Source organism: Neobacillus niacini (assembly GCF_031457145.1).
In the GTDB taxonomy this organism is placed as follows: domain Bacteria; phylum Bacillota; class Bacilli; order Bacillales; family Cytobacillaceae; genus Neobacillus; species Neobacillus niacini_J.
In genome coordinates, this window is the sequence record NZ_JAVDVZ010000001.1 from 716650 (window position 1) to 741799 (window position 25150).

A 25150-nucleotide genomic window follows, 5' to 3' on the forward strand; every position below is an offset into this window, starting at 1 on the left:
ACAGATAATACAAGAAAGATTTATTTATTGATAAAGTTGATTGAACTGTCTGAACGGGATGAGTGAAATAATTAGAAGATATTTCTATTTTTCTGTCACTGAATGGGGCGCTACATCAAGTGCTTATAGTGCTTCTAAATTTGGTGTTATTGGATTAATTGAATCATTAGCACAAGAGGTTCGCAGAAATAATATCCGGGTCACGGCTTTAACTCCAAGTACAGTCGCAACAGACATGGCACTTGATTTGAAATTAATCTCTGAAAACGATGAGAAATATATGCAGTCAGAAGATATTGCTGAACTGATCGTTTCTCAATTGAAATTAAACCAACGAGTCTACATAAAAACAGCTAGCATAATGGCTACAAATCCATTCTAATAAATATTGTTTAAGATAAATAGGTGACTGCACCATCCGAATATGGGTGGTGCTAGTTGTCTTTTTATGACAATGCCAAGAAAAAGAAAACCCGTGACTTCGTGGGATGAATTGATTTTTTCATTTAGGCATATAATAAATCTTAGATTTAAACAAATCACTACTCATTCACTTATAAACACCCACAAATGCGTTGAATCAACCTTTGTGGGTGTTATTTTTTTTAGGGTAAAAAAGTTAAGATTTGAAATATGGAGAGCTAACAATTTTCCATCCAAACTGGCAATGAAAAATATTCTTAATTGGATAATACTTCTATGTGAAATTAATAATTATAAAAATGAAGGAAATAATAGGACTATCAACAGTTAAAATTGAGGTGCAAAAATGCTTGAACATATCGAAGTAATTTTGAGGTCCATTACTTCTTTCAGTTTATTACTAATTGGAGCAAGATTTTTAGGTAAACAAACGATATCGCAAATGACAATGTTTGATTTTGTTGCAGCAATTTCGTTAGGAGCTATTTCAGCGAATTTAGCCTTTAATACTTCTATAAAGGCGCATCATACTGTCATTTCTTTTGCGATATATATAGTAATTATTTTTTTGATTGCTATTATTTCATTGAAAAATAGAAAAGGTCGAAAGTTTCTAGCCGGAGATCCTACAATTGTGATACAAAATGGAAAAGTATTAGAAGGAAACATGAAAAAAATGCGTTATACATTGGATTATTTAAATCAACAACTAAGGGAAAGAGATGTTTTTAACATCGAAGAGGTTCTCTTTGCAATCGTTGAGACGAATGGGACGTTAACAGTATTAAAAAAGCCACAATATAGAAATGTTACAAGACAGGATTTAATGATTACGGTAATGTCTGAGCAGAGGTTACCTATTGAACTTATTATGGATGGAGAAATAATTAAAGAAAATTTAGATCAAAATGATTTATCTTTTTCATGGCTAGAATTAGAGTTAAGAAAGCGTAATTTAACAAAACATGAGGTTGTTTATGCAGTAATTGCTGCCAATGGTAATATGTATGTTGATACATTTAGAGATCATATTCATAGCCCAATTGATAAAGAATAATTCATTCCCTTACACGTTATTAAAGTTTAATGTGTGAAGTGAAATTATTTTCTAGCAAGCTCTCTTTCAAATGCACCGAAAGAACGGTTGCATAAAATTATCGATGAAACACCTGAAAAAGAGGTCGATAAAATATTGGATTTTTCAGGTTTTTTAAAAGCGAAAAAGGAAAAGAAATTATCTAATGATTTAACAAAGGCTAGTGAAAGTAGTCTTGATTTTTGGGATAATGATTTCGAGAATGAGGTTTGGAATAATGGCAGTTCTAGCAGATAAAGTTTACACACTTTCAAAAGACAAGTAAACTCTGAAGTTATAGAAGACACTCAGACAAAGATAAATGAACTAATAAAATAACTTGAAAAAAATTTCAGGCACCTTCCAATTTTATGGCTGGTGCCTGGCACTTTTTTGTTGTAATTTATTCCATTAGTTGTTACGTAGAATATCGTTAATGATATTTAATTCTTGCTTTGATAAAATAATTTCACTCGCATGAATGTTTTCAAGAATTCGCTCTTTCCTTTTGCCTCCCGGAATAACGGCATCAACACCTTGTTGAGCAAGTAACCAAGCTAGCGCTAAGTTAGGAAGAGAAGTTTCCTTTTGAGTAGCAATTTCCTTTAATTTGTCTACTGTTTCAAGTGTTTGCTTGAATTGCTCACCTTGAAATAAAGGAATAGAATTGCGCCAATCCTGTGAATCTAACATAAAGTCTTTTGTGAAGCCACCACCCAGTAATCCAAATGCTAATGGACCATATGGAATAAAGGAAATATTATTTTCAACACAATATGGTAATAATTCGGCTTCTGCTGATCGATCTAACATATTATATGGTGATTGTAATGCGGAAATATCACCATGAGCGTTCGCCTCTTTTAATTGCTCAATTGAAACATTCGAAATCCCAATTGCACGAATTTTTCCTTCCTCTTTTAAACGAGCTAATTCACCAATTGATTCAGCAAAAGGTGTTTCATTGTCTGGGAAGTGTAAATAATACAAGTCTACATAGTCTAATTGTAATCTTTGTAAACTCTTTTCAACGGCTTCTCGTAAATATTCAGGACGATTGTCTGTTTTTACAGAACCATCTGCAAACCAATGTTGCGCTCCCTTTGTTGCAATCACAAAGTCGTCTCGTTTAAATTCTTTTAATACTTCACCTACTAATTCTTCAGAACGTCCAAGACCATAAATATCAGCTGTATCAATAAAGTTTACCCCATTGTTCAATGCTTCTCTTACAAAGTCTTTACCGTCCGCTTCAATTAAATTTTGAAACAAATTATGCCCGCCAACTGCATTAGTACCAAGTCCAATCTCTGATACTCTTAGTTCTGTATTTTTTAATGTTGTATATTTCATGTCTTTTTCCTCCTATCATTTATTAGCCTAATCATAATGACAAAAAATAAAATCCACAAATTATTTCGTTCAAGTTTCATTTATTGAAACTTTCTAGACTATCCTATTTGAAATCCGAAAAAACCTCCCTTCATTTATTGCTTCCAAAAACATGCTTTTATTTACCATCTTAATAGTTTCATATAATGAAACTCCTTCTACATAGTTTGAGTCAAAAAGTATAAGGATTTATACTAGTAGAAGATGAGGTGAGCAAATGGCAAACAATGAAGTATCAACACTGAAAAAAGGACTTCTTGTTTTAGAATTAGTCAAACAATATCAAGGGATTACGTTGAGAGAAGTGATGAATCAACTCAACTTAAGTAAATCTACGGCATTTCGATTATTAACAACGTTAGAAGAGATGAATTATATCTATAAAATTCAAACTCAATATTTAATAAATCATAAAATGTTTTGTGACAGTTTTGAAAAACGATCCGAAAAGGATTGGGCCTCTTTACATTCCATCTATCAAGTAGCACAAAATTTGCAAATGAGTACCTATTTAGGCAAAGTGGATGGTACCGATCTTGTCATGACTCAGGTATTACATGCTCCTTTTAAAAAGTCAGCAGACGAAGAAATCGGAAACCGTTCAAAATTGCATCAATCGGCTTTAGGTAAAGTCATTTTGGCCCATTTAGAGGAAGAACAGTTAGCGCCTTTATTCGGTAAAATGTCACTCGAACCTGCGACGGAAAATACATTCCAAGACTCTCAACTATTTCATTATCATTTAAAGGTAATTCGTCAAGAAGGCTATGCATTTGATGATGAGGAACGGATCGTCGGTATCCGTTGTGTAGCCGTTCCTGTATTTCGTCATAAAAAAGTTATTGCTGCCTTAGCGATTGCTGCACCCGCAGAACAAATTTCACGCGGTAATATAAAATACATTGCCCAAAAGCTTAATATAGGTAGTGAAGCCATTACGAAGGAAATCGAAGCTTTAGAAAATATTCATTAATCTAGGAGAATTAAAAATGAAGGATAACTATCAAAAATTATTTCATGATTATACATTTAAAAGTGGTGTTCATGTGAAAAATCGTCTCATGATGGCACCAATGACAACTTTTTCTGCTGACGAGAATGACTATGTCTCGCAGGAAGAACTTAATTATTACAGCGAACGTGCAAATGGTGTCGGTACAGTAATTACGGCATGTGCATATGTTTCGAAAAATGGTAAAGGTTTCGATGGGCAAATGGGCATTGATCATGATGGTACAATTGAAGGTCTTTCCAAGTTAGCAGATGTTCTTCACTCTGGCGGTGCGAAAGGAGTCGTTCAACTTTATCATGGCGGCCGTTTAGCCGTCCCAAGACTTATTCCAAATGAGGAAACCGTGAGTGCAAGTAGCGTGGCTCCACTTGAAGACCGTGGATTTTATAGCATTAAACAAGCACCAAGAGCATTAACGACTGAAGAAGTATACGATATTATTACTGATTTTGGTGAGGCAACACGTCGAGCGATCGAAGCTGGGTTTGATGGTGTTGAATTACATGGGGCAAGTGGTTACTTAATTCAACAATTTGTTTCACCACATTCAAATAAACGAAAAGATGAATTTGAAAATCCACTTTTATTTTCATTAAAATTAATAGAAGAAGTAAAAAAAGTGATTAATGAGTATGCAGAAAAACCATTTTTAATTGGTTATCGTTTTTCACCAGAGGAACCGGAAACGCCGGGAATCACTATGAAAGAAACCTTTGAGCTGATAGATGAATTAATTAGAGCAGATATTGATTATCTTCATATTGCAACAACCGAAGCGTGGGCAAAACCACGTAGAGGTATTGTGAGTGAAAAATCACGTACCGAATTAATTGCTGAATATATTAATCAACGTGTACCGTTAATTGGTGTAGGTAGTATTCATACGCCTGATGATGCAGCACTCCTATTAGAAAAAGGAAAAACAGATTTTGTGGCGATTGGACGAGCACTAATTGTTGATCCGCATTGGGTTGAAAAAGTACAGAATCATAAAGAAGAAACGATTTCTCAACAGTTAAATCAAAACGAACAGCATCAAGCTGTCATCCCAACTTCTTTATGGAAATTAATTTTAGAGGTCGAAGGTTGGTTTCCTATTGAACGATAAAATTCCAATGCCTGTCACCACCCGCTTTTTGTCGATATCTTCGACATTGTTCGGGGCGTGGCAGGCACTGTTTTTAGGCAGAAAAGTGTAAGAAGCAAATTACAAGTCGTGCGAATCATATGGGAGTCGCACGACTTGTTAGATTAAAAACAGAAACTGGAACTATTTCTATTAAAGGGCTATCACTTATGAAAAATTTAAATTAGATATAATTCAAAGAGCTCTAACACAGAACAATGATTTTATAGGGAGTGGTTTGGGCTGGAATGCTAAATGTGGCAGGACCATAAACAACAAGCAGATTTCGGTTTGCAGGATTCAATGTGAAGGGTTGATCGTTTTGTAACAAAACAAGGGTATAACTAGAAATATTCAATTGTAGTTGACCATCACTACTCACCAGCTGGCTGTTAAAATAGTCTACCTTTACATTTTGATAAGTGTTATCTTTTACGATTATGAGGGCCTGATATTGTGGCGGGTAAATAAGAATGACAGGTAAATTGACATCATAAAAACCAGTTACAGTGTCTCCAACTGAAACCATAACATGATCTAGAAAATAGGTGGTTGGACTAATCACGAAATTTACGATCGAACCATCTACTCCTAATAAGGACATTAATTTAAAACATCCTTTTAATTCCTCGTCTGAACCTACTAAATAATCTTGAATCATCGTAACCGTACCAGAAAAAGAACCGTATTTTTTCATTTTTTCCCCTCCATTTTTGATCAACCATTATTGTAATTCAATCCTCAGGAAACTTTGAAAGCAGGGAGCGTATAATATTCAAATATAAATTCAGTTGGCCTTATAAATTTTATGATGAAGGTGATTAGATATTACTTAATAAGGATTAACAAGACCGATAGAAAATGATGATCATCGTGAAGAGGAGTATGTTATGTATAACTATTATTCTAGGACAACTATGAATCAGCCAAGCGTTGTTGCGTTTGCAAGTGGTGATGTAACGGGGGATAGAGTACCTGATCATGTCTATTTAACTGGAATAAAGACTCCAGCTAGTCCATTTACTCAAAATATTACTCTGCACGTTCAAGATGGAAGAACTGGCAGCGTTAAAAGTGTTTCACTTCGAGAAAATGCTGGCTACAATCCTACGATATTCTTAGGGGATTTTACTGGCAATGGAGTTGATGATATTTTAATCAGTATTGCTACAGGTGGCAGTGGTGGAATCATGTACCATTATATTTATTCGTTTGTGGAAAACACACCACAACTACTATTTGATTTCAATGTATTTAATGAGCAATATCAATATGAGGTTACCTATCAAGACCATTACAAAGTGGAAGTTGTCAGCAAAATCAATAATAAGAAGTACTTGATAGACATTTCAACAAGAGATACTGAGTATTTAAATGAAATATATGATAAAAACGGTAAACTGAAAAGTCCAATTAAAGGTTTTGTAAATCCTCTAAGTGGCTTATATCCTGTAGATTTTGATTCAAATAAAGTGTATGAGCTATTGGCGTATCAAAAAATTGCTGGTAGATATAATGCAGATTCCTTAGGATATGTTTTGAATACTTTAGGTTGGTTAGATAATAGATTTGTTTTGCAAAATCAGTATGTAGCTATTTTCGGTTATTAGGATAGCAAGGCATAAATTTCGGAAAGATTGAATAATCAGGAGGGGATAAACAAACAGCAGCACATAGTTAATTGCTGCTGTTTTTATTGCATATATGTATAATGTCTTTCTACTCCATTTCTTTTCTGGAGAAACCTTTTTTCTTGCAAATTAATCTACATCCTTATCATCAGTATAGAAAGCTTTTTTCTATTCTAATTGGAACTCATATTTACAATAGAAATATTATGAAGTAATATTATGTTATACGATATATCGTGATGCATAATATCGCGTTACATAATAGTTTGAAGAATGAAAGAGGGATGTAAGCAATGGCATATAATGGAGGACCGATGACAGAAGCAATGTACTATGTATTACTAGCATTAATGCATCCCAACCATGGGTATCAGCTAATGCAGGCAATCACAGAAGTTTCGAATGGCAGAGTAATAATGGGGCCGGGGACACTTTACGGAGTACTCACACGAATGCAAAAAGACGGTCTTATTTCATTAGCAGAAGATGATGGCAGAAGGAAGACTTACCAAATTACACCAGAAGGAGAACAGGCTCTCCTTATAGAGTATGGTCGATTAAAAGCCATGATTCAAGACGGAACCATTTTAGAAGAAGGTGATGAGAATGAATGAAACAGTCTACAAACTTCGTCCCAGTGATTATTGGCGAATCGGTGAGCATGAAAGTTGGTTTGCAGACATGGCAGCTAAGGGATTACATCTAAAAAAGCTGGGGTTACAATTTGTCAAGTTTGTTAAAGGTGAAGGGAAAGAAATGAGGTACAGAATAGATGTATCAATAGAAAAGAAGATTACACCAGAACAAATCCAGATGTATGCGGAAAGTGGATGGGATTATGTGACAAGCAACAAATATTTTCACGTATATTCGTCACCCGTTGAGCGTAATGCTCCAGAGATTCATACAGACCCTGCCGAGCAATCTTATACATTAAAGGAACTGGACAAGAAATTAGCTTTGAATGCTGGTTTCGTTGCTATCGCATTGATCTTAATGATTAGTATGTTGTTTGCTATTTGGTTTCTTGATGAGACACCTACCTTCATTTTGGTTCAGGGGATAGCAATTCAACAAACGATTTTAGCCATCTTCATTGGATATACGGCATATACTTCGCTACAAGCAGCCATATCCATTCGTGCTTTACGAAAAGATCTAATTAATGGAATACCAATTGATCATCGTGCTCCTTGGAAGAAGTACTACCAATTAAATTCTATAATTGCTTTCCTTTTTACAGTTGTTGTTGGATTGAGTGCTATACTTCCAATCGTACAGCTCGTAAAAGGTGAAACGAAAACATTGCCAGAAGCAAGTCTTGACTTACCGATTGTCAGATTAGCACAGGTAGAGCAGAATCCTGCTTTGGTTCGTGGGGAACCTTTCTATATGAGCGACAATGTTGATTGGGGAAACCGATATACATATGATTGGAGCCCATTTGCACCAATACAATATGAATCAGATGAAAACGGTGTGGTACCGGGACAAATGTGGGAGGACGGGAGCGGTGAATATTCACCAAGTATTCATACAAGAGTTTATCAGCTTAGTATACCAAGTATGGCGGATAATCTAATTTCTGATTTAATAAAAAGATATAATTATGAATATAGTGATGAAGATTTTGTTAAAACAAAGCATCCAACTTTTGATCTTTTGATTGTTCATGAGGAAGAGGCGATGAAAGAGGTATTTGCTTCTAAAGGAAAAGCAGTCATACATGTTCGTTATTATGGGTATGCGAATATAAATACAGTAATAGAAAACATAGAAAATAAGATTAAGTTAATCATTGAATAAAGTTCGTAGAATTATAGTTAAATTCCAGTGCCTGTGGTCAAGCCCCCGAAAAATAGACATTGGTGAATTCGACATTTATGATGCATTTTGGTAATTAAAATAATACATTTTAGGAGAAACGAATCCCATTCTTTTTTGGATTCGTTTTTCATTGTAATAACGAATATATTTCTTTAAATTTTGTTGAAAAGAATCAATTGGGCTGTTGGGATAAAAACAAGGGAATTCAGTTTTCAATTGCGAAAAAAAGCTCTCAATGACAGCGTTATCCCAACAGTTTGTCTTCCGTGACATACTTGGTATGAAGTGCAGCTCTTTACTTAGATTGCGATACATGTTAGATCTGTACACACTTCCTTGATCGCTGTGGATAAGTACACCATCCAATGTATCAAGTTTTCGCTTTTTCTGTGCTGCCTGGATGGTGGCCTTAATCAAGTCCTTATTAGGGCTTGAACTCATTTCAAAGGCAATCACTTCACGATTAAATAAATCCATTACGGCAGAAATATACAACTTTTCCTGTCCCATCAACACTTCTGTCATATCTGTTACCCATTTTTGATTAGGATGAACGGCATCAAAATTCCTATTTAATAAGTTGTCATAAACAAAGCCAGCGGCTTGATCCTTCGTTTCATGAGTAGTTTTTGGGTGCCTCACCATGGCTCTCAAATTGGATTCATTCATGAGGCGAGCTACTTTTTTATGGTTTATTATGATGCCTTCCGCTTTTAAAAATTGGGCTATTCTTTTAGCTCCATACGTACCCTTGTGAAGGAAATATATCCTTTTTATCTGTTTTAAATCTTGGCGGTCTTCTCCAGAAGCTTGACGCTTTGGACGTTTTATAAATGCATAATATCCACTTGCGGAAACCCCAAGGACTTGGCATAAAAGATTGACTGGATAATCCTTTCTCAAATAAGAAATCGCTTCGAATTTCTTGCTTATTCGTTCCCTTTGAGAAAGGCCTGGAACTTTTTTAGGATTTCGCTCTCCATCTCTTTTTCTTTTAATTCCTTCTCTAACTCACGGATTCGCTTGATGTCCTTGGACTGAGAAGGCTGCGAAATAGAGCGTGGGTTTACAAGTCCCTTCTCACCATTATCCTTAAAAGTGTTTACCCACCGATTCACTGTATCCCGATGTAAATCTAGTTCGCTTGCAACCTCAGCCACGGACCTTTTATTTTCCAGCACTTGACGCACTGCATCCAACTTAACTTCGACACTACTATGGGATGCTTGTTTTTTTCTCATGTATTTCCTCCCCCAATAAACTCAAATATGTCGTATCTTCATCATACTCTATATGTCTATTATAAGGGGGTCAACCACTGTCACCACCCGCTTTTTGTCGATAACTTCGACATTGTTTGGGGAGTGGCAGGCACTGTTTTTTCGGGGCGTGGCACTGTTTTTTTAAAATATAGTGGAAATACCTAACATAATATTTAATTAAAATAATAGATTTTTATAGGACATGATAAAAAATTTTATACTAGGAGGAGAATGATTTGAACAATGTTTTTCTTGAAGGCAAGGATTTTGCAAGGTCCTACATACTGCCTTATACGGATTTGACTGACAAGGAGTCGAAATTCCCTGAAGAATCTTTCAAAAAGCTAGGTGAAAAGGGCTTTTTAAAACTGCTTATCCCTGTAGAATATGGCGGACTTGGCAAAGGGCTTGAAGAGCATGCTCAAGTCTGTCTCGCATTTGCAGAGAGTTGCTCCACTACAGCACTTTGCTACATGATGCACAATGTCGCGTTGATGTGCATTCAAACTCATGGAAGTGACGAACTAAAGAAAAAGATTTTTACAGACGTTGTAGAAAATGGGAAATTCTTGGCTTTAGCCTACAGCGAATTCGGAACAGGAACCAACTTTTATATATCGGAAATGACCATCGAGGTTAACAGGGACTACACAACTTTTTACGGAAGTAAGAGCATGGTAACCTCTGCTACATATGCATCCTACTATCTCGTTCTTGCACCATCTGTTGAAGAAGGAAAAATAAACAACTGGGTATTCCCATTAGAAACAAAAGGATTGACCTTTGAAATATCAAAATGGCAAGGTCTTGGAATGAGAGGCAATTCGTCATGTCCGATGCACATAGATAATGTGACTTTGGACTCGTCCTTCCGCATTGGAGCAGAAGGATCAGGCGAAGAGCAGGTATTTAACGTGGTAGCACCATTCTTCGTCACAGGGCTTGCAGCAGTTTACAGCGGTACTGCCATGCATCTATTTGAAATAGCCAAGAACCATGTGGTGGATAGGCAATATCCGGATGGAAAAACACTTGCTAATATTGAAACAGTCCAAGTGCATATTGGAAATATATACAAAACTGCGGCAGCCTCAAAAGCAATCACGCTAGAAGCTGCCAGAGCAGGTGCAAACGGAGAAGAGGATGCACTCGCCAAGATTCTGGCGGCAAGAATCGTTGCCTCAGAAGCTGCAATCGAATGTGGAAGGCTTGCCATGAGAGTGGGTGGAGGGAAAGCTTACAATAAGTCACTCCCTACGGAAAGACTTCTGAGAGATGCCTATGCCGGTCAAATTATGGCTCCAAGTGCCGACGTTCTGGCTATTTGGCTTGGAAAAGCATTAACAGGTCAGATGATTCCATAAAAAATAAGGAGTGAACTCATTGAGTAACGATAGAATAAAAGTCGGGGCTGTTATTTATGATCCAAGGGTTACAGTGATCTGGGGCATCCTAGCTGATTTTTTCAAAGAGGAAGGGCTTGAAATCGAATGTTTCTTCTATAAGGATTATGGAGCCCAGGTTGACGGTCTAATGAACAGAGAGATTGATATCGCCTGGAATTCTCCTCTGGCTTGGTTGGACGCTTATACGAGAACCGATGGAAAATGCCAGATGGGATCAATGAGAGATACGGACAGAGACAGAAAGACCTGCTTCATTGTCAGAAAAGACAGCGGCATAACCAATCTCGATGGGCTAAAGGGCAGGACGATTGGTTTTGGAGCCATGGACTCTCCTCAAGCAAGATTGATCCCAATCAACCATTTGTATAAAAATGGACTTGAGTATGGAGCGGACTACACGGAGAAACGGTTTGATATTGGCGTCGGCCTCCATGGAGACCACATAGGAGGAGAGCTTGATGCCATTAGAGCATTAATGGCAGGAACTGTAGACGCCTCTGTCACGCTTGATTTGAACTGGGAAGCTTGGAAGAAGGATGGCACGATTGATGAAAATCAATTGGTATGCATAGATACAACGGCTTTGTTTGACCACTGTATTTTCGTCGCGCATCCTGAGTTTTCAACTGAAAGGTACAGAGAATGGCAAAAGGTGCTCCATCGAATGGACTATACCAATGAAGCCCATAAGAAGATGATGGATATGGAAGGTTTGAAGGAATGGGTAGAAGGCAGAATCACAGGATTTCAGCAATTATGTGAAGCCAATGACTATCTAAATTCTTTAATCAACAGTCAAGTTTAACACGGCCATTATTTAAAAACAGCAATTAAAAGAGAAGCGTGGTTTTTTCCACCGCTTCTCTTTTACCTATTTATATCCATTTTGGGGGGTGAAACACATGAAAAGGCCATTACCGCTATTTCCCACTTCCTTAATAGGAAGTATGCCAAGATCAAAAGAGGTTCTAAGCGCCCTTAGAATGATCAGAAAAGGAACGATTGAACCAAATGTCTTCAACAAGCTTATTGAGGGGGAAACCCAAAAGGTCATTAAGCTTCAGGAGGATTTAGGGATTGATATCATCACAAGTGGAGAGATTGGACGGGATAACTATGTGTCCTTTGTTTCCGATAAAATTGGCGGAGTTAGAATGATGAGCATGAGTGAAATGCTCGATTATATTGAGGATAAAAAAGCTTTTGAGGACATTTTGACCACCCTTGATGTCCCGGCTGTCAGTATCAAAAATGCCATTTGTGTCGGTAAGTTGAGCTACAAGGGTGATATTGTTGCAAATGAGCTTAGGACGATGAAGAAGTTCACGAACAAACCAATTAAGATTACCATGCCGGGTCCCTATCTGCTTACCAGATCGATGTGGCTCCCTAATCTCTCTGGTAAAGTTTATGGAAGCAAGGAAGAACTGGGTCAAGATGTTATAAAAATCATGAAGGAAGAAATAGACAATCTTATGAATATAGGGGTTGATGTGATTCAATTAGATGAACCGGTTCTGACTGAGGTTGTTTTCACAGAAGGAAAGCCAAGATCATTTATGTGCGCAGCACTTTCCGAGAGAAAGGATCCTAGAGAGGAGCTTGAATTTGCCAGTTCCTTGATTGGACAGATTATCGGGCATATAAATAGAAGAAAGACGGTTGCTTCTCTCCATGTCTGCAGAGGTAACTGGAGCAAGGATGAGAGTATATTATTGAAAGGTCCATATACTCCACTGCTTGAGTTATTTGCTGAGGTGAATCCGGACCTTTTAGCACTCGAATTCTCAACACCAAGGGCAGGTGAGCTAAGTTCATTATTGGCTGATTCAAGAAACATAGACCATACAGCACTTGGTTTAGGAGTGATCAACCCACGTACAGATGAAATCGAGACAGTGGATTCCATCCTTTCTAGAGCTGAAGAGGCAATAACTTATCTTCCAAAGGAAAGAGTATGGCTAAATCCTGATTGCGGTTTTGCAACCTTCTCAAATAGACCAGTTAACATACTTGAGAACATCTCGTGCAAAATACGCTCATTAACAGAAGCGGGTTCTATACTCAGGAGTAAATATGAATAGTCGGTCGAAAGATGAAATCAACACGCTATATGAATCCAGGATTTTCGATATGAGCTTTAGGGGGACATCAAATGATCTCTCATTTGTCAAAATTTTTACAAACAAAAACAGCTTTCAAATAGAAAAGCAAATAAGCATTGACTCAGAATACCAACAAATCAGCAGTCTTGAATACTTCGCAGGATCAGTTTTAAGCAGCATACTATTGACGCTCTTAGAGCAGTCGAAAAATAGGGGTTCAATGATTGAAGAAATGGAAGGGGTTTTGAACCTTTCACTGGAAAACCCGCTATCCTTGGTTGGTGTAAAAGGGTATGATGAAGAACCGTTTATCAGAAAAATAACCGTAACTGTTTTTTTATTTGTTGATCTTGAGGACAATGAATTTGATGATTTTTGCTCCAAGGCGCTTCATTATTCCCCTATTTACAATACGTTAAAAAGATCGATGGAACTTGAGGTCATATTTAAAAAGCTTATATGAGGAGCCCAATTCAAAAGGTTAGCGACCATTGAATTGGGTTTTTTTCTTGAAAATACTGCTACATACTCACTTCTTTTGAGGAGACGAAAAAATTTTTTCCAGCGCAAAAGACTACTGTGATTGGTTCCCCACCATCATTCGTCAAAGGATTATCACATAAGCACCAATTTAAAGCACTTATCCTCTAGTATAATGAATATAAATCTACTACTTACATATCCAGGGACTGTTCCCAGAATTCCTGCTATACGGAAGGGATTTCCAGCAGAGCCCTCCCTAGTTTTCCTAAAGGAGTGAAACAAAAAGATGCAAAAGATTGATGTAGGAACTTGTTACCGCATTGTTTTTGAGGCGCTGGCACAAGGCGGTGGGGTACAGTCAATTGTGGATGCATTATTTGCCTATACGAAAATGCCAGTTCACGTTGTGAATAACTCTTTCAAGGTGATTGCAGCTTCTTTTGATAGAACCACAGGCAGCCCTCACCTTGATGAAATGATTGATAAAAAAATTGTCCCACTTGAAGTTGTCATCGGAGAATATTGCCGCTTAGGATATTTAGAATTGCTGGAAAAACATCAAAAATCTATTGTTGTGGATTGGGGAGTGATTGAGGTTCCTCAGGCTTCGGCCGCCATCCGGATTAACGGCCATATTGCAGGATTGTGTGCCACCACTTTTAGTGACCAGGAACAGGCCCTTGAAGCACTTGAGGTGAATGATATTCTTTGCAAAGCTCTGGCTATTGAGTTCGAGCGGCAGCAGCGGGCTGAGGGACAAGCATTTGATCCCATCCATCAAGTGTTGACTAGAGAACTTTTTCGCGACCTCATGCCTGAACAGGAACAAAAAGGAAGCTCAGACCTAATAAATAGCAGCCTTCTACGACCAGGCTATCAAATGGCTGTCATTACCTCAATCGTACCAAACAATACGATGGTTCAGTATGTCCAAATGGCCATCGTGGATGTATTTCCTGGTACTTTTTATCTGAATACAGGAGAATATTTATATCTGTTTATAGACGATCTTCCTGAAGGCGATAAAGCTAAAAACAGGAATCAAATAATCGGGCAGCTTATGGGGAAATATCAATGTTTTTGTGGGTTGAGCGGCGTTTTTGATGATCTTGGTAAAAGGTCCAATTTCCGTCTTCGTGCACAAAAGGCGTTAGAGGTCGGCCATGCTATTCACCCTGATAAAAATTTGTATTTCTTCGATGAGTATTATTTGGAAATTGTAGCTTCCTATGCAGCAGAAGGACTTGGCGAGGTGGGATATACCCTGCCAGAGCTTGAAAAACTGTTAGAGATTGATAGAAAAAAAGGAACAGATTACTATTTTACCCTCAAAACCCATTTAGTTCTTGGAAATAACATGAACCTGACGGCAGCCAAAATGCACATCCACCGCAACACCTTAGTCTACCGGCTTGCAAAAATCGAGGAGATTACAGGAGTGAATATTAATGATCTAGAAGTGATTCGGCGTCTTAAGGCTGCAATGACTTTACGATATGTGGCAGAAACGATGCGCCACCATGAAAACCCATCCTGCCCTCAACACCAAGATTTCTGGGCAAGGCTGCTATAGCTTCATTAGTCAGAAAGTGTTCATTGCTTATTATGGACAAAAAATGAACAAGATCCTTCTACTTTGTGCATTAATGCACAAAGTAAACGAAAAGATTGGTCTTCCTATCCGATGAATCGAGGCTGGATAAGGGATAAAATGTAGCTAACAGGGTTTCCTCTGAAAAGAGAATCGTCACTTACGATTGCCCGTTTTTAACATCAAACTCCTTATTTGAAATCCACTTTGAAAGGAAGTCAATGAAATGACTACTACCGTATTAGAAAGAGTTAAGATGGAAAATCAATATGCGAAACTATTTGAAGCTATGAAGATTGGAAAAATGACCTTGAAAAATCGATTGGTAATGGCTCCGATGGGTACCTTCACACCAATGCAGGACGGGACAGAAAGCGAGGAAGGCATCGCGTATTATGAAGAACGTGCCCGTGGAGGAATCGGCATGATTATCATCGGCGCACAATTTCTCAATGAAAAAACAGCACAGGGCGGACCAACGATGTCCGTTGACAATAATCGTGCGATTCCTAAGGCTACCGTGTTATGTGAAAGAGTTCACAGATGGGGTGCGAAAATCTGTGCTCAAATCAGCCCGGGAACAGGTCGTAACGGCATGCCAGATATTGGGGAACGTGTACCGATTTCTTCATCTGAAAACCCTTCTTTTTACAACCCAGAAATGATATGCCGCGCGCTGAGCACGGAAGAAATCAAGGATATTATGAAAGACTGGGCCCAAGCAGCTCTATTTGCAAAAAAAGCCGGATTTGATGCTATCGAAATCCATGGTCATGCCGGCTATCTCATTGACCAATTCCTTTCTCCAATCTGGAACAAACGGACCGACGAATACGGAGGCTCTTTTGAAAATCGCGCCCGTTTTGCTGTGGAAACCGTTCAAACGATTCGCGAAGCGGTAGGTCCGGACATGCCAATATTATTTAGAATATCTTTGGACCACCGATTTGAGGGCGGCCGCACAATCGAGGACAGCATGCCATTGATTGAACTACTTGAAAAAGCTGGCGTGGATGCGTTGGACATCGATGCCGGTGCCTATGAAACAATGGATTTTATCTTCCCTCCTAGCTATTTGGGAGATGCGTGTATGGGCTATGTTTGTGAAGAAGCGAGAAAGCATGTCAGCATTCCACTGCTCAATGCAGGAAGCCATACACCAGAAACGGCCTTACAACTAGTCAATTCAGGAAATTGCGATTTTGTGATGTTTGGACGTCAAATGATTGCCGATCCAGAATTTCCTAAAAAGCTGATGGAAAACCGCCGCGAGGATATTCGCCCATGCCTGCTTTGCAATGAGGAATGCATTGGACGCGTCTTTAATAGAACGACACAGATTAGCTGTACCGTGAATCCTCAAGTTTGTATGGAAAAATATTTTCAAATTGAAAAGACTTCGTCACCACAAAATATTGTCGTGATTGGCGCCGGCCCAGGCGGATTGGAAGCGGCCCGTGTTGCCGCTTTAAAAGGCCATCACGTAACGGTTTATGATAAAAGTGAAACTTTGGGCGGCACATTTGGAGTCATTGCCACTGGACCATTTAAAAAACGAATCCGTGACCTGATCACTTGGTATGGAGTACAACTATCCAAACTGAATGTCCAAGTAAACCTAAATACAGAAATTAATGTCGATGATCCTATTTTGGAAGCTGCAGATAAAATTTTTGTTGCGACAGGCGCAGTTCCATTTGTTCCGAACATTCCTGGTATTGAAAGTAGTCATGTACTGGGCGTGGTGGATGCTCATCAAAACGGGGTAGAGGGGGAAAAAATCGTCGTCTGCGGCGGAGGGATGAGCGGCTGTGATACCGCATTAGAATTGGCACTGGAAGGCAAGCAAGTGACAATCGTTGAAATGTTAAGTGAATGTGCACGGGATGTCATGGTGATAAATAAAATCAGCCTGATGCGCCAACTGGCAGAAAACAATGTAACACTGTTGACAGACAGCAAGGTAGTCTCTGTTGATGAAACTGGCGTCACCATTGAGAAGAAAGATGGTACCGTGGAGCTAGTTCCAGCTGATACCGTCATCACCGCATTCGGCCAAAAGCCAAGCACGGATTTCCCAGATGCCGTCAGAAAACAATACAATATTAAGACCACCGTCATCGGAGATGCCGAGAAAGTATCCAAGGCCGCCAACGCTATCCATACCGGCTTCTATGCTGCCATGGCAATAGAATAAGGGAAGGACACATAAAGGAGAACATTGGGTCGATTCGCTTATCAAACTTCTTGACGAAAAAAACTCCCCGTTCTGTTAAAAGGAACGAGGAGTTTTTTTGTTTATTTATCTAAAGCGATTATATAATCTGAGACAATAATTTTGATTTAGTTTTAGTTGATATCGTAAGTTTTTGTAAATCATCTGACCTAAGACGATAAGAAACAACTTTTTTCTTGAACTGCTTGACTACATCAACGTGGTCTGCGTAACAAAATACAAAAATATTAACAACTTTCCTGCCTCTCTTTATGTTGATCATAAATGGAGTAACATTCGTCTCTGGATGTAGAAATAATTTTTCATTGCCCGGAAATACGTCATATTGTTTTAATAACCTAGCTTCATTAAAATAGTTTGTAAATCTAGTCTTTTCTTCCTCTTCCAAATGCTTTTCGTCATAGGTTACAGTAATTTCATTTAATACAAGTTTTGGATGAAGTGCAATTTTATCTACAATCCATCCCACAATTACACTTGGTGGACTCATAACCATTTTAATAATAATTCCAACCACTACCCAAAGAACAACAGTCCATGACATACATATCGACTCCTTACGTAATTAGATCCGTTGATTAATTTAGTAATCAATAGAGTTAAGAGTATCACAAACTATCATAATGTAATTTTTAAAGTAACGAACCATCCAATTCTCATTAATTTTAACCAACCACTTAGTTTGGAGAACCGACTTATTTTTTAAAGCCTTACTTTGTCGGGGGACTGACTCTATTTCCCATTTCCAGTGATGTAAAGTAGTTTAATAGAACACCTTGTGCATTATCTGATTTTTATTGATTTGTAGGTGGTCTACACTAGTTTACCCTCTTTTTCAAGCAACCATGATACCTTCCTCTGTTCTTTCAGAAGTTAAATCCCCTTCAAACCGTGCAATACCTGCAAGATAGTAATTTGCATTTTGCCATTTTCTTTTCTATTGAATTTACCGCTTCTCTTTCCACCAGCTAACCACTCCATAAATAATAAGCAGAATCACCCCCATCTCAATAGCATGGTCGGCCACGTTAAGAATTCCACCAGAGCGAGGAATAAAATCTGTCACCTGCCCAAACAAAAACCGATCAATACCATTTCCAATTGCTCCTCCGACTAGGAATCCAAAACTACTATCGATGAGAGCCCCCTTCATTTCTCCGGTTCTACGAATATAGATAACACCGATTACGAACAGGACAGCACCAACTCCGAAGAGCCGAGCATAGCCTTGAAAAAAACCCCCTGCCATCCCACTATTCTCGATATGTGTAAACTGTATTCCCCACAAGGTAAATGTTTCATTGATTTCGATGTAGGTACGAATTAAATATTTAGAAAGCTGGTCCATCACAAGAACGAGAATAGCAATTAAATAAAATAGCATATATAGACCTTCTTTCTTTCAGAATTATACCCATTTCTACGGCAAATGCTGTCTAGTTAGTTAAATAACCTTCTAATTACATTTAACATATAAACATAATTATCCTGCTTTGATGCCAAAAGTATTTTTTTAAATAAACTGCTGCTTAAATTGTTGAGGTGAATACTGCCATATAAACGCTTTCCCTAATCAAGCTTGGAACAATACTCAAGAGAATCGTTCCCTTGAATGGAAAAAGCAAGGGGGCAAAGGAACAATACTAGGAGAATCGTTCCCTTGAATGGCAAAAGCAAGAGGACAAGGGAATAATACTCAGAGAATTGTGCCCTTATCAGACGAAAATGTGAAGTCAAGGAAACGATACTTGGAAAAATTTGAAAATACAAATAATTATGGATTAATTCAAAAATGGCAGCAAGTTAAACAGTGGACTTGTCTTGATTGTAAACGGTTCTTATATGTCAAAATTGGGAAGTAATAAAGCCGTTTTAAAACTAGATGATAAAAAGGAATCTTAATCATCTATGTAGAATATATTTGAGGACGTTAACATTTTGTGACTCTATTTGAAAAATTAAAGGAGGGTTACGAGAAGGAGATATTGACCAAACATTCATACATATTATTCTTGATTGAAAAGTTGAAGGGTGAAGAAATAGTAAGATAGTAAAAAAATATAACATTAAAAATAAGAGCCTTTTGTGGTTCACCTGTCACTACTGGTCTTGTTAGCCTAATAAATTCCTAATTAACAATTGGTAGAGTTATATTTTTATCCTCCAGTAAATATTTTCTAACTAATTCCAGTGTAGTTATGTTTAAAAAATTGTAGGTGGAAGTTAAATGTATAATAAAAAAGTCATAAATATATCAACCAAAATGATTCCAGAATGGTTAAACAAAGACATAGAACGGATTAATAATAAGGAAGAGGTATCAGCTCAACCAGGTTATATTATTTCACGGATTTATAACCAATATTCTCCCGGTTATAGACATCTTCTTACCGCTATGACGGGAAATATGGAATGGGCACTTATCGCTAGGGAAAGGCTTAATTACATTGATGAAAACCTTGAATTAATCGTAAAACACCTAAACAAGCAGAAGGATTAATTCTAACGGGTTTGGTTGATGCGATTTAGATATACCAATAAAAGTGGTAGGAACACACCGAAAAATTGGGAGGTACCTTGCGCTTTATTTAGTGAAAATTGTTTATTTTCACACTTCATATCCTAGCTAAGCTCCTATCTTGTTCAATACTTTAATATTAATATCAGTTTTTCTGCCGACATTTCTTCGAGAAGGAGAAATGATCTTTTGTTGAAAATAAAGTACATACGGAGAAAAATATGGTGAATATTTTTCCAATCATTTCAATTCTTTTAATCCCATTATGAATGGTGTCCTAATTATGAAGTAATTTAATTTGTTAAAATTAATTTTAATGATAATTGGCTCATTGATGGGGAGATTTTTAAGGTAAGCAAAACTAGATAAGGTGGTTCTCAGGTGAATGTTAATGACATTTCTAGCATGACGAAAAAAACTAATGGCTACTATGTCATCTTTATTATTTTCGTAATGATGTTAATAGGCTGTACAAATAAACCCCGAATAAGTATGATTTAAATCAACTTACGAGAGTAGATGTGGAAGGAGTTAAGGCAGATGAAAGCTATGAAGAAGCTTTCATGATTACGGATCTAGAAACAGTAGATGTATTAAGAAAAGCATTTAAACAAGTTAAGTGGGAACCAAATGTTGAACCAAAAATGGCAATAAAAGAAGATGTAAAGGCCACCCTGTTTTTCAAGTATGATGAGAATATGCCTGAAAGATTATTTGAATACCAGATTTGGTTCAATCAAAGTAATGATACTGTAACCATAATTAGTAACAATGTAAATGAAGGGTTTGGAACTTTGGATAAAGAAAATGCACAGACATTAGAAAATATCTTACTCAATAAATAATGCTTGTATCGAAAACTTTGTTTTTTAGGTGTTTTAGCAAAGTTATATTATCTTTAAGGTGATGGTAAAAGATGTCGGGAAGTTGCCTAATACTTTGACCAAACTAATTAATTTTGTTTCTAGCTTTAATTGATATAAAGTTTGTCCGTATTAATTAATTCTCAAACAAATAAATAGATATTAATATTTATACACTTTGTTGGGTTTGGAACTAACGGGAGTTTAATTGAAGAAGCGTCTTTAGCTCTTATTCAACAATCGGGCCATATATGGAATAAGCTAAAAGAACAGTTAGATATGGTTCTTTATCACACAATCATACAGTTACTTACATTTGACGAGCAACCGTAAAGTTACATATACTTGTCAGGTAACTGCAGGGTAGCTTATATTCAAGGAGGTAAAACATGGATTACATTTCACCGAAAGAAGCGGCGCTAAAGGTGAAACGGTGGCCAAAAGATACGATAGCGGCGGGTCGTCGTCATACCGTTGGTCTAAAATCTGACGGCACGGTGACGGCTGTGGGTGATAATAAATATGGCCAATGTAATGTAAGAGGCTGGCTCAAAATTGTGGCGGTAGCGGCTGGTAATGTTCATATGGCGACGAACACGGGTAATGCTCATACAATCGGTCTTAAATCTGACGGTACTGTGGCGGCTGTGGGTTGGAATAAGCATGACCAATGCGATGTAAACGACTGGCACGATATTGTAGCGGTAGCGGCGGGTTGGAGACATACCATTGGGCTTAAATCGAATGGTTCGGTGGTAGCTGTGGGCCGAAATAATGAAGGTGAATGCAATGTAAGCGGCTGGCATGATATTGTGGCGGTCGCGGCGGGTGACTGGCATACCATCGGTCTTAAATTGGACGGCATGGTGACGGCTGTGGGTAATAATAGGTATCGCCAATGCAATGTAAGCGACTGGTGCGACATAGTGGCGGTTGCGGCGGGTTATCTTCATACTGTTGGGCTTAAATCGGATGGCACTGCGGTTGCTGTGGGTCAAAATAAGGTAGGACAATGCGATGTGAGCGGCTGGCACGGTATTGTGGCGATAGCGGCGGGTAGTAATCATACCATCGGTCTTAAATCGGACGGCACGGTGGCGGCTGTGGGTTTGAATAAGCATGGCCAATGCAGTGTAAGTGACTGGCGCGATATTGTGGCGGTCGCGGCGGGTTGCGCTCATACTCTCGGTCTTAAATCGGACGGCACGGTGGTTACTGTGGGTGATAATGAATATGGCCAATGCGATGTAAGCGGCTGGCGCAGCATCCAACTGCCTGGTAATTAGTTTTTTTAAAACAACAAGCCAAAGGACAACTGATTGAGTTAATGAGCATTGCTTCAGAAATATGGCTATTACATTAAAGGGCGCAATCCTGGAACAAGGATAAGCGCTCATTTTTCATTTTAGGGCCAGATTGTTGAACAACACATTTAAAGAAAATTGGTAAGAGTGAAATAGATTTTAAATATTTTAACTTAAACAAGTTTTCATTGAAAAATATTGACAAACTATTAGCTAGTTTAAAATATAGGTTGGATTAATTATTGAGGAATATCAAATATGAAGAAATTCATATACAATACCCAACAATGGTTAAACCATCGACTAAGACAGCTTATTTGGAAAAGGTGGAAGAAACCTAAAACAAGATATCGAATGCTTCGGAGGTATGGAATTAATCATGATGAAGCAATGAAACTTGCCAATTCACAAAAGGGATACTTGCGTTTATCTTGTAGTCAAATTATTCATCAAGCAATAACAAAAGAAAGGCTCATAAAATGGGGTCTCAGAGATATGACCATACTCTATGAGCATAGATACTTAAAGGGTTGAATCGCCGTGTACGGAACCGTACTCACGGTGGTGTGAGAGGTCGGCTAATCAATTAATGGTTAGCCTCCTACTCAATTAATAATTGGACCAATTTTAATTTACCGTTACTCCATCATCTTCCCATAAGGCCACTGGAACCAAGTATTGAGGATAAGTTAAACCAAATGGTTTAAGGACGTTTTAATAAAATTTATTGAATTCACTTGCTGTTTCATAGATTGCAAGCGTAGTTGTTTTTTTACGTTATGAAGTCTTTCTCGAAGATTACCTTACTTACAATTTTAATTGAAGAAATATCTAAATATACTAGATTGGTTTTAAGAAGAAGGATCTTACAATAATTTAATTAAATCATTCTCAATTTTGATTGGCTGGGTCGCGGGTGCATAGCGCTTAATAACTTGACCATTGCGGTCCACAAGAAATTTTGTGAAATTCCATTTAATAATTTTTGATAGAACTCCTTTTTTCTGTCCTTTTAAAAAAGTGAATAAAGGATCTGCATGATCACGCCCTTCAAGTGCTTTTTCCGAAGCTATTCTGGATCAATACTGATTGCCTGTTCTAAGCCCATTTTTGTTAATGTTGGGTAGAATTTTAAAAAGGTTTAGTTGCTGTTAGAATTGACTTTAGTAATCCTGGAAAACGATCATTTAAGTCATTAGCCCGCAGCGAGATGAAACGTTGCCTCCCTTCTATTCTTATTTCTATCACTCCGGATTCTCTTAACACTTTAATATGGTGAGAAAATGTTGATTTAGCGATAGATATATCAAAAGCACCACAAGTTAGTTCTTTGCCACATGCTAAGTTATTGACAATACTCAGCCTTATGGGGTCACTTAATGCGTATAATACAGATGTTAATTGAATATCTGAGCGATTCGGATGAAATAGTGTTCTCATAGTTGCATGATATCATAAGATGTGGTAATGTTCAATTGTTCGATTGTTATCGAACAATAAAACGAATAAATAAAGAAACAAAATAGAATTATATGGTGCAGCGCTATATAGAACAGGAGGAAACACAATGAAACAATCAGTACAGGAAAAACTATTTGAGACTGTTCAGTTTGGATCTTGGAACTTAAGAACCCGTACGGCTATGGCACCGATGACACGTTGTTTTGCTGACGACCAGACGGGTGTTGTAGGTCCAGATGTGGTCGAATATTACCGGAAACGCGCGGCAGATAACATCGGCCTCATTATTACAGAAGGAACAGTCATCAGCCCACAAGGGAAAGGGAACCCGGGGGTCCCAGGTTTGTATTCCTCAGAACAAATTGCAGCCTGGAAAAAAGTGACTGAAGCCGTACATGCCGAAGGGGGCACGATTATTGCCCAGATTTGGCATGTGGGAAGACTCACCCATCACGAGTTAACTGGTGGTTTACCTCCACAAGCTCCATCAGCGATTCAAGCAGAAGGTTTAGTTCATCGTTTTCGCAAGCCCTATGACGTGCCTGAGGAGATGTCGATAGAAGACATTCAGGAAGTTGTCCGTCAATTTGCGCAAGCGGCGAAAAATGCGATAAAGGCTGGCTTCGACGGAGTAGAGATCCATGGGGCTCATGGCTATCTAATCGATCAATTTAACTCTGATCTCACCAATAAAAGAACTGACCGCTATGGTGGTGATTTTGCACAACGCCTTACTTTTATGAAAGAAGTATTAGCTTCTGTCATTAATGCGATTGGTGCGGATCGCACGCTAATCCGCTTTTCGCTTATGAAAGACGGGTACTCTGACAAAATTATGGAGAATCCAGAAGAAGCAATTCGCACATTTACCGAGGCTTTCAAAGAAGTGGGAGTGAAAATGATCCACCCATCTACTGCTATGATGGACTTTACGGAAGTGTTTGCTGATGGGAAAACGCTGCATCAACTAGTTCGAAAATACTGGGATGGTGTCAGCATCGGGGTAGGTAATTTAAATCAGGAAATAGCTGAACAAGCATTGCGAGAGGGTACAATCGATATTGCTGCATTTGGTCGTCCTCTCCTTGCCAACCCTGATTTTCTGCATCGTATCAAAAATGGTGAAGAATTAATTGAATATGATGTAAATAAGCATTTGGGGACACTTGTGTAAGTAAAGATGGAATCTATATGGCACTCCAGATTTTGTTCATTCGCTAAACATCTTATTTTTTCTTTTTGTGGTAGTACCCAATGCCATTTAAAAGATATCTTAAAATAAATTAAGCTGCGGTTAGGTAAATTAGCTGCTTTAGGTGCTTCTGATTCTTCTTTTTGGTGAAAGTATCAAACGTCCATGTGCTGTCATAATGCCATAGAGCGTATGTTCTACATCTTGTGGCACTATTTGGTAGACTTTTATATAAAATAAATT

Annotated in this window: 25 protein-coding genes and 2 pseudogenes; 19 read left to right on the forward strand and 8 right to left on the reverse strand. The window is 37.9% G+C overall.

Translation table 11 applies throughout. The features are described 5' to 3' along the window. Window positions 1-109 precede the first annotated feature (109 nt). The 3 genes and pseudogenes from J2Y03_RS03790 to J2Y03_RS03800 all read left to right on the forward strand — a co-directional run. Window positions 110-382, forward strand: a pseudogene (locus tag J2Y03_RS03790) (SDR family NAD(P)-dependent oxidoreductase); the annotation flags it as partial. Window positions 383-769: 387 nt separating this feature from the next. Next, a complete protein-coding gene (locus J2Y03_RS03795; RefSeq protein ID WP_310190795.1) occupies window positions 770-1480 on the forward strand; it encodes a DUF421 domain-containing protein in 711 nt (236 codons plus the stop codon). Window positions 1481-1567: 87 nt separating this feature from the next. Beyond that, window positions 1568-1756 carry a DUF2281 domain-containing protein gene (locus J2Y03_RS03800; protein ID WP_310190798.1) on the forward strand — a complete coding sequence of 63 codons (189 nt, stop codon included), beginning with the start codon at window positions 1568-1570 and terminating at the stop codon, window positions 1754-1756. 153 nt (window positions 1757-1909) lie between these two features. On the opposite strand, the gene J2Y03_RS03805 is transcribed toward J2Y03_RS03800, so the two are convergent. Beyond that, complete coding sequence (locus tag J2Y03_RS03805; protein ID WP_310190800.1) at window positions 1910-2851, reverse strand: aldo/keto reductase; 942 nt, start codon at window positions 2849-2851, stop codon at window positions 1910-1912. A gap of 256 nt (window positions 2852-3107) precedes the next feature. Here J2Y03_RS03805 and J2Y03_RS03810 point away from each other — a divergent pair, with 256 nt between their 5' ends. Next, the gene (locus J2Y03_RS03810) at window positions 3108-3863 is read left to right on the forward strand and encodes an IclR family transcriptional regulator (protein ID WP_310190802.1); all 756 of its coding nucleotides are present in this window, start codon (window positions 3108-3110) and stop codon (window positions 3861-3863) included. A 16-nt stretch (window positions 3864-3879) separates the two neighbouring features. Then, the gene (locus J2Y03_RS03815) at window positions 3880-5010 is read left to right on the forward strand and encodes an NADH-dependent flavin oxidoreductase (RefSeq protein WP_310190803.1); all 1131 of its coding nucleotides are present in this window, start codon (window positions 3880-3882) and stop codon (window positions 5008-5010) included. Window positions 5011-5233: 223 nt separating this feature from the next. Here the strand turns inward: J2Y03_RS03815 and J2Y03_RS03820 are convergent, their stop codons facing one another. Further along, window positions 5234-5725 carry a hypothetical protein gene (locus J2Y03_RS03820; RefSeq protein WP_132090669.1) on the reverse strand — a complete coding sequence of 164 codons (492 nt, stop codon included), beginning with the start codon at window positions 5723-5725 and terminating at the stop codon, window positions 5234-5236. A gap of 220 nt (window positions 5726-5945) precedes the next feature. Here J2Y03_RS03820 and J2Y03_RS03825 point away from each other — a divergent pair, with 220 nt between their 5' ends. The 3 genes from J2Y03_RS03825 to J2Y03_RS03835 all read left to right on the forward strand — a co-directional run bounded on the left by J2Y03_RS03825 (window position 5946) and on the right by J2Y03_RS03835 (window position 8465). After that, on the forward strand, window positions 5946-6638 hold the full coding sequence (locus J2Y03_RS03825; protein WP_310190805.1) for a VCBS repeat-containing protein: 693 nt from the start codon (window positions 5946-5948) through the stop codon (window positions 6636-6638). 314 nt (window positions 6639-6952) lie between these two features. Continuing rightward, window positions 6953-7273 carry a PadR family transcriptional regulator gene (locus tag J2Y03_RS03830; protein ID WP_310190806.1) on the forward strand — a complete coding sequence of 107 codons (321 nt, stop codon included), beginning with the start codon at window positions 6953-6955 and terminating at the stop codon, window positions 7271-7273. Then, the gene (locus J2Y03_RS03835; RefSeq protein WP_310190808.1) at window positions 7266-8465 is read left to right on the forward strand and encodes a DUF2812 domain-containing protein; all 1200 of its coding nucleotides are present in this window, start codon (window positions 7266-7268) and stop codon (window positions 8463-8465) included. Before J2Y03_RS03830 ends, J2Y03_RS03835 begins: the two co-directional genes overlap by 8 nt. Before the next feature lie 75 nt (window positions 8466-8540). Here the strand turns inward: J2Y03_RS03835 and J2Y03_RS03840 are convergent, their stop codons facing one another. Together J2Y03_RS03840 and J2Y03_RS03845 are read right to left on the reverse strand one after the other, a co-directional pair. Then, entirely contained in the window at window positions 8541-9389 is an 849-nt protein-coding gene (locus J2Y03_RS03840) for an IS3 family transposase (protein WP_310190811.1), read from the reverse strand. A 26-nt stretch (window positions 9390-9415) separates the two neighbouring features. Next, window positions 9416-9727: a transposase gene (locus J2Y03_RS03845; RefSeq protein ID WP_310190814.1), complete on the reverse strand. Its 312-nt coding sequence runs from the start codon at window positions 9725-9727 to the stop codon at window positions 9416-9418. 257 nt (window positions 9728-9984) lie between these two features. Here J2Y03_RS03845 and J2Y03_RS03850 point away from each other — a divergent pair, with 257 nt between their 5' ends. The 6 genes from J2Y03_RS03850 to J2Y03_RS03875 all read left to right on the forward strand — a co-directional run bounded on the left by J2Y03_RS03850 (window position 9985) and on the right by J2Y03_RS03875 (window position 17530). Beyond that, a complete protein-coding gene (locus tag J2Y03_RS03850) occupies window positions 9985-11112 on the forward strand; it encodes an acyl-CoA dehydrogenase family protein (protein ID WP_310190816.1) in 1128 nt (375 codons plus the stop codon). Between the two features lie 19 nt (window positions 11113-11131). Beyond that, entirely contained in the window at window positions 11132-11959 is an 828-nt protein-coding gene (locus J2Y03_RS03855; protein WP_310190819.1) for a phosphate/phosphite/phosphonate ABC transporter substrate-binding protein, read from the forward strand. A gap of 97 nt (window positions 11960-12056) precedes the next feature. Next, window positions 12057-13238 carry a cobalamin-independent methionine synthase II family protein gene (locus J2Y03_RS03860; protein ID WP_310190821.1) on the forward strand — a complete coding sequence of 394 codons (1182 nt, stop codon included), beginning with the start codon at window positions 12057-12059 and terminating at the stop codon, window positions 13236-13238. Further along, the gene (locus J2Y03_RS03865; RefSeq protein ID WP_310190822.1) at window positions 13231-13722 is read left to right on the forward strand and encodes an OsmC family protein; all 492 of its coding nucleotides are present in this window, start codon (window positions 13231-13233) and stop codon (window positions 13720-13722) included. The genes J2Y03_RS03860 and J2Y03_RS03865 overlap by 8 nt, the downstream gene beginning before the upstream one ends. A 306-nt stretch (window positions 13723-14028) precedes the next feature. Then, window positions 14029-15315 (forward strand): PucR family transcriptional regulator, encoded by a 1287-nt coding sequence (locus J2Y03_RS03870; protein ID WP_310190824.1) that lies wholly within the window; start codon window positions 14029-14031, stop codon window positions 15313-15315. A gap of 244 nt (window positions 15316-15559) precedes the next feature. Then, window positions 15560-17530 carry an oxidoreductase gene (locus tag J2Y03_RS03875; protein WP_310190826.1) on the forward strand — a complete coding sequence of 657 codons (1971 nt, stop codon included), beginning with the start codon at window positions 15560-15562 and terminating at the stop codon, window positions 17528-17530. Between the two features lie 118 nt (window positions 17531-17648). Here J2Y03_RS03875 and J2Y03_RS03880 read toward each other — a convergent pair whose 3' ends face one another. Beyond that, entirely contained in the window at window positions 17649-18113 is a 465-nt protein-coding gene (locus tag J2Y03_RS03880; protein ID WP_310190829.1) for a YfmQ family protein, read from the reverse strand. A gap of 402 nt (window positions 18114-18515) precedes the next feature. Then, window positions 18516-18953: a signal peptidase II gene (lspA, locus tag J2Y03_RS03890; RefSeq protein ID WP_310190830.1), complete on the reverse strand. Its 438-nt coding sequence runs from the start codon at window positions 18951-18953 to the stop codon at window positions 18516-18518. 843 nt (window positions 18954-19796) lie between these two features. On the opposite strand from lspA, the gene J2Y03_RS03895 reads away from it, so the two are divergent. The 4 genes from J2Y03_RS03895 (at window position 19797) to J2Y03_RS03910 (ending at window position 22788) form a co-directional block, all read left to right on the forward strand. Beyond that, window positions 19797-20069, forward strand: coding sequence for a hypothetical protein (locus J2Y03_RS03895; protein ID WP_310190833.1), 273 nt, complete (start codon window positions 19797-19799; stop codon window positions 20067-20069). 539 nt (window positions 20070-20608) lie between these two features. Beyond that, a complete protein-coding gene (locus J2Y03_RS03900; protein ID WP_310190836.1) occupies window positions 20609-20932 on the forward strand; it encodes a hypothetical protein in 324 nt (107 codons plus the stop codon). A gap of 407 nt (window positions 20933-21339) precedes the next feature. Next, window positions 21340-22236, forward strand: a complete 897-nt coding sequence (locus tag J2Y03_RS03905) for an RCC1 domain-containing protein (protein WP_310190837.1) — start codon at window positions 21340-21342, stop codon at window positions 22234-22236. 276 nt (window positions 22237-22512) lie between these two features. Then, window positions 22513-22788: a reverse transcriptase gene (locus J2Y03_RS03910; RefSeq protein ID WP_310190840.1), complete on the forward strand. Its 276-nt coding sequence runs from the start codon at window positions 22513-22515 to the stop codon at window positions 22786-22788. Window positions 22789-23120: 332 nt separating this feature from the next. Here J2Y03_RS03910 and J2Y03_RS03920 read toward each other — a convergent pair. Together J2Y03_RS03920 and J2Y03_RS03925 are read right to left on the reverse strand one after the other, a co-directional pair. Then, window positions 23121-23297, reverse strand: a pseudogene (locus tag J2Y03_RS03920) (thioredoxin domain-containing protein); the annotation flags it as partial. Between the two features lie 88 nt (window positions 23298-23385). Further along, complete coding sequence (locus tag J2Y03_RS03925; RefSeq protein WP_310190843.1) at window positions 23386-23694, reverse strand: ArsR/SmtB family transcription factor; 309 nt, start codon at window positions 23692-23694, stop codon at window positions 23386-23388. Between the two features lie 127 nt (window positions 23695-23821). Here J2Y03_RS03925 and J2Y03_RS03930 point away from each other — a divergent pair, with 127 nt between their 5' ends. Then, window positions 23822-24889 (forward strand): alkene reductase, encoded by a 1068-nt coding sequence (locus J2Y03_RS03930; protein ID WP_310190845.1) that lies wholly within the window; start codon window positions 23822-23824, stop codon window positions 24887-24889. Window positions 24890-25150: the final 261 nt, after the last annotated feature.

Bases quoted from the DNA above. Each gene is read 5' to 3' on its own strand.
- J2Y03_RS03795 (WP_310190795.1), top strand. From the start codon at position 770: ATGCTTGAACATATCGAAGTAATTTTGAGGTCCATTACTTCTTTCAGT.
- J2Y03_RS03805 (WP_310190800.1), bottom strand. From the start codon at position 2,851: ATGAAATATACAACATTAAAAAATACAGAACTAAGAGTATCAGAGATT.
- J2Y03_RS03810 (WP_310190802.1), top strand. From the start codon at position 3,108: ATGGCAAACAATGAAGTATCAACACTGAAAAAAGGACTTCTTGTTTTA.
- J2Y03_RS03815 (WP_310190803.1), top strand. From the start codon at position 3,880: ATGAAGGATAACTATCAAAAATTATTTCATGATTATACATTTAAAAGT.
- J2Y03_RS03820 (WP_132090669.1), bottom strand. From the start codon at position 5,725: ATGAAAAAATACGGTTCTTTTTCTGGTACGGTTACGATGATTCAAGAT.
- J2Y03_RS03825 (WP_310190805.1), top strand. From the start codon at position 5,946: ATGAATCAGCCAAGCGTTGTTGCGTTTGCAAGTGGTGATGTAACGGGG.
- J2Y03_RS03830 (WP_310190806.1), top strand. From the start codon at position 6,953: ATGGCATATAATGGAGGACCGATGACAGAAGCAATGTACTATGTATTA.
- J2Y03_RS03835 (WP_310190808.1), top strand. From the start codon at position 7,266: ATGAATGAAACAGTCTACAAACTTCGTCCCAGTGATTATTGGCGAATC.
- J2Y03_RS03845 (WP_310190814.1), bottom strand. From the start codon at position 9,727: ATGAGAAAAAAACAAGCATCCCATAGTAGTGTCGAAGTTAAGTTGGAT.
- J2Y03_RS03860 (WP_310190821.1), top strand. From the start codon at position 12,057: ATGAAAAGGCCATTACCGCTATTTCCCACTTCCTTAATAGGAAGTATG.
- J2Y03_RS03865 (WP_310190822.1), top strand. From the start codon at position 13,231: ATGAATAGTCGGTCGAAAGATGAAATCAACACGCTATATGAATCCAGG.
- J2Y03_RS03870 (WP_310190824.1), top strand. From the start codon at position 14,029: ATGCAAAAGATTGATGTAGGAACTTGTTACCGCATTGTTTTTGAGGCG.
- J2Y03_RS03875 (WP_310190826.1), top strand. From the start codon at position 15,560: ATGACTACTACCGTATTAGAAAGAGTTAAGATGGAAAATCAATATGCG.
- J2Y03_RS03880 (WP_310190829.1), bottom strand. From the start codon at position 18,113: ATGTCATGGACTGTTGTTCTTTGGGTAGTGGTTGGAATTATTATTAAA.
- lspA (WP_310190830.1), bottom strand. From the start codon at position 18,953: ATGCTATTTTATTTAATTGCTATTCTCGTTCTTGTGATGGACCAGCTT.
- J2Y03_RS03895 (WP_310190833.1), top strand. From the start codon at position 19,797: ATGTATAATAAAAAAGTCATAAATATATCAACCAAAATGATTCCAGAA.
- J2Y03_RS03905 (WP_310190837.1), top strand. From the start codon at position 21,340: ATGGATTACATTTCACCGAAAGAAGCGGCGCTAAAGGTGAAACGGTGG.
- J2Y03_RS03910 (WP_310190840.1), top strand. From the start codon at position 22,513: ATGAAGAAATTCATATACAATACCCAACAATGGTTAAACCATCGACTA.
- J2Y03_RS03925 (WP_310190843.1), bottom strand. From the start codon at position 23,694: ATGAGAACACTATTTCATCCGAATCGCTCAGATATTCAATTAACATCT.
- J2Y03_RS03930 (WP_310190845.1), top strand. From the start codon at position 23,822: ATGAAACAATCAGTACAGGAAAAACTATTTGAGACTGTTCAGTTTGGA.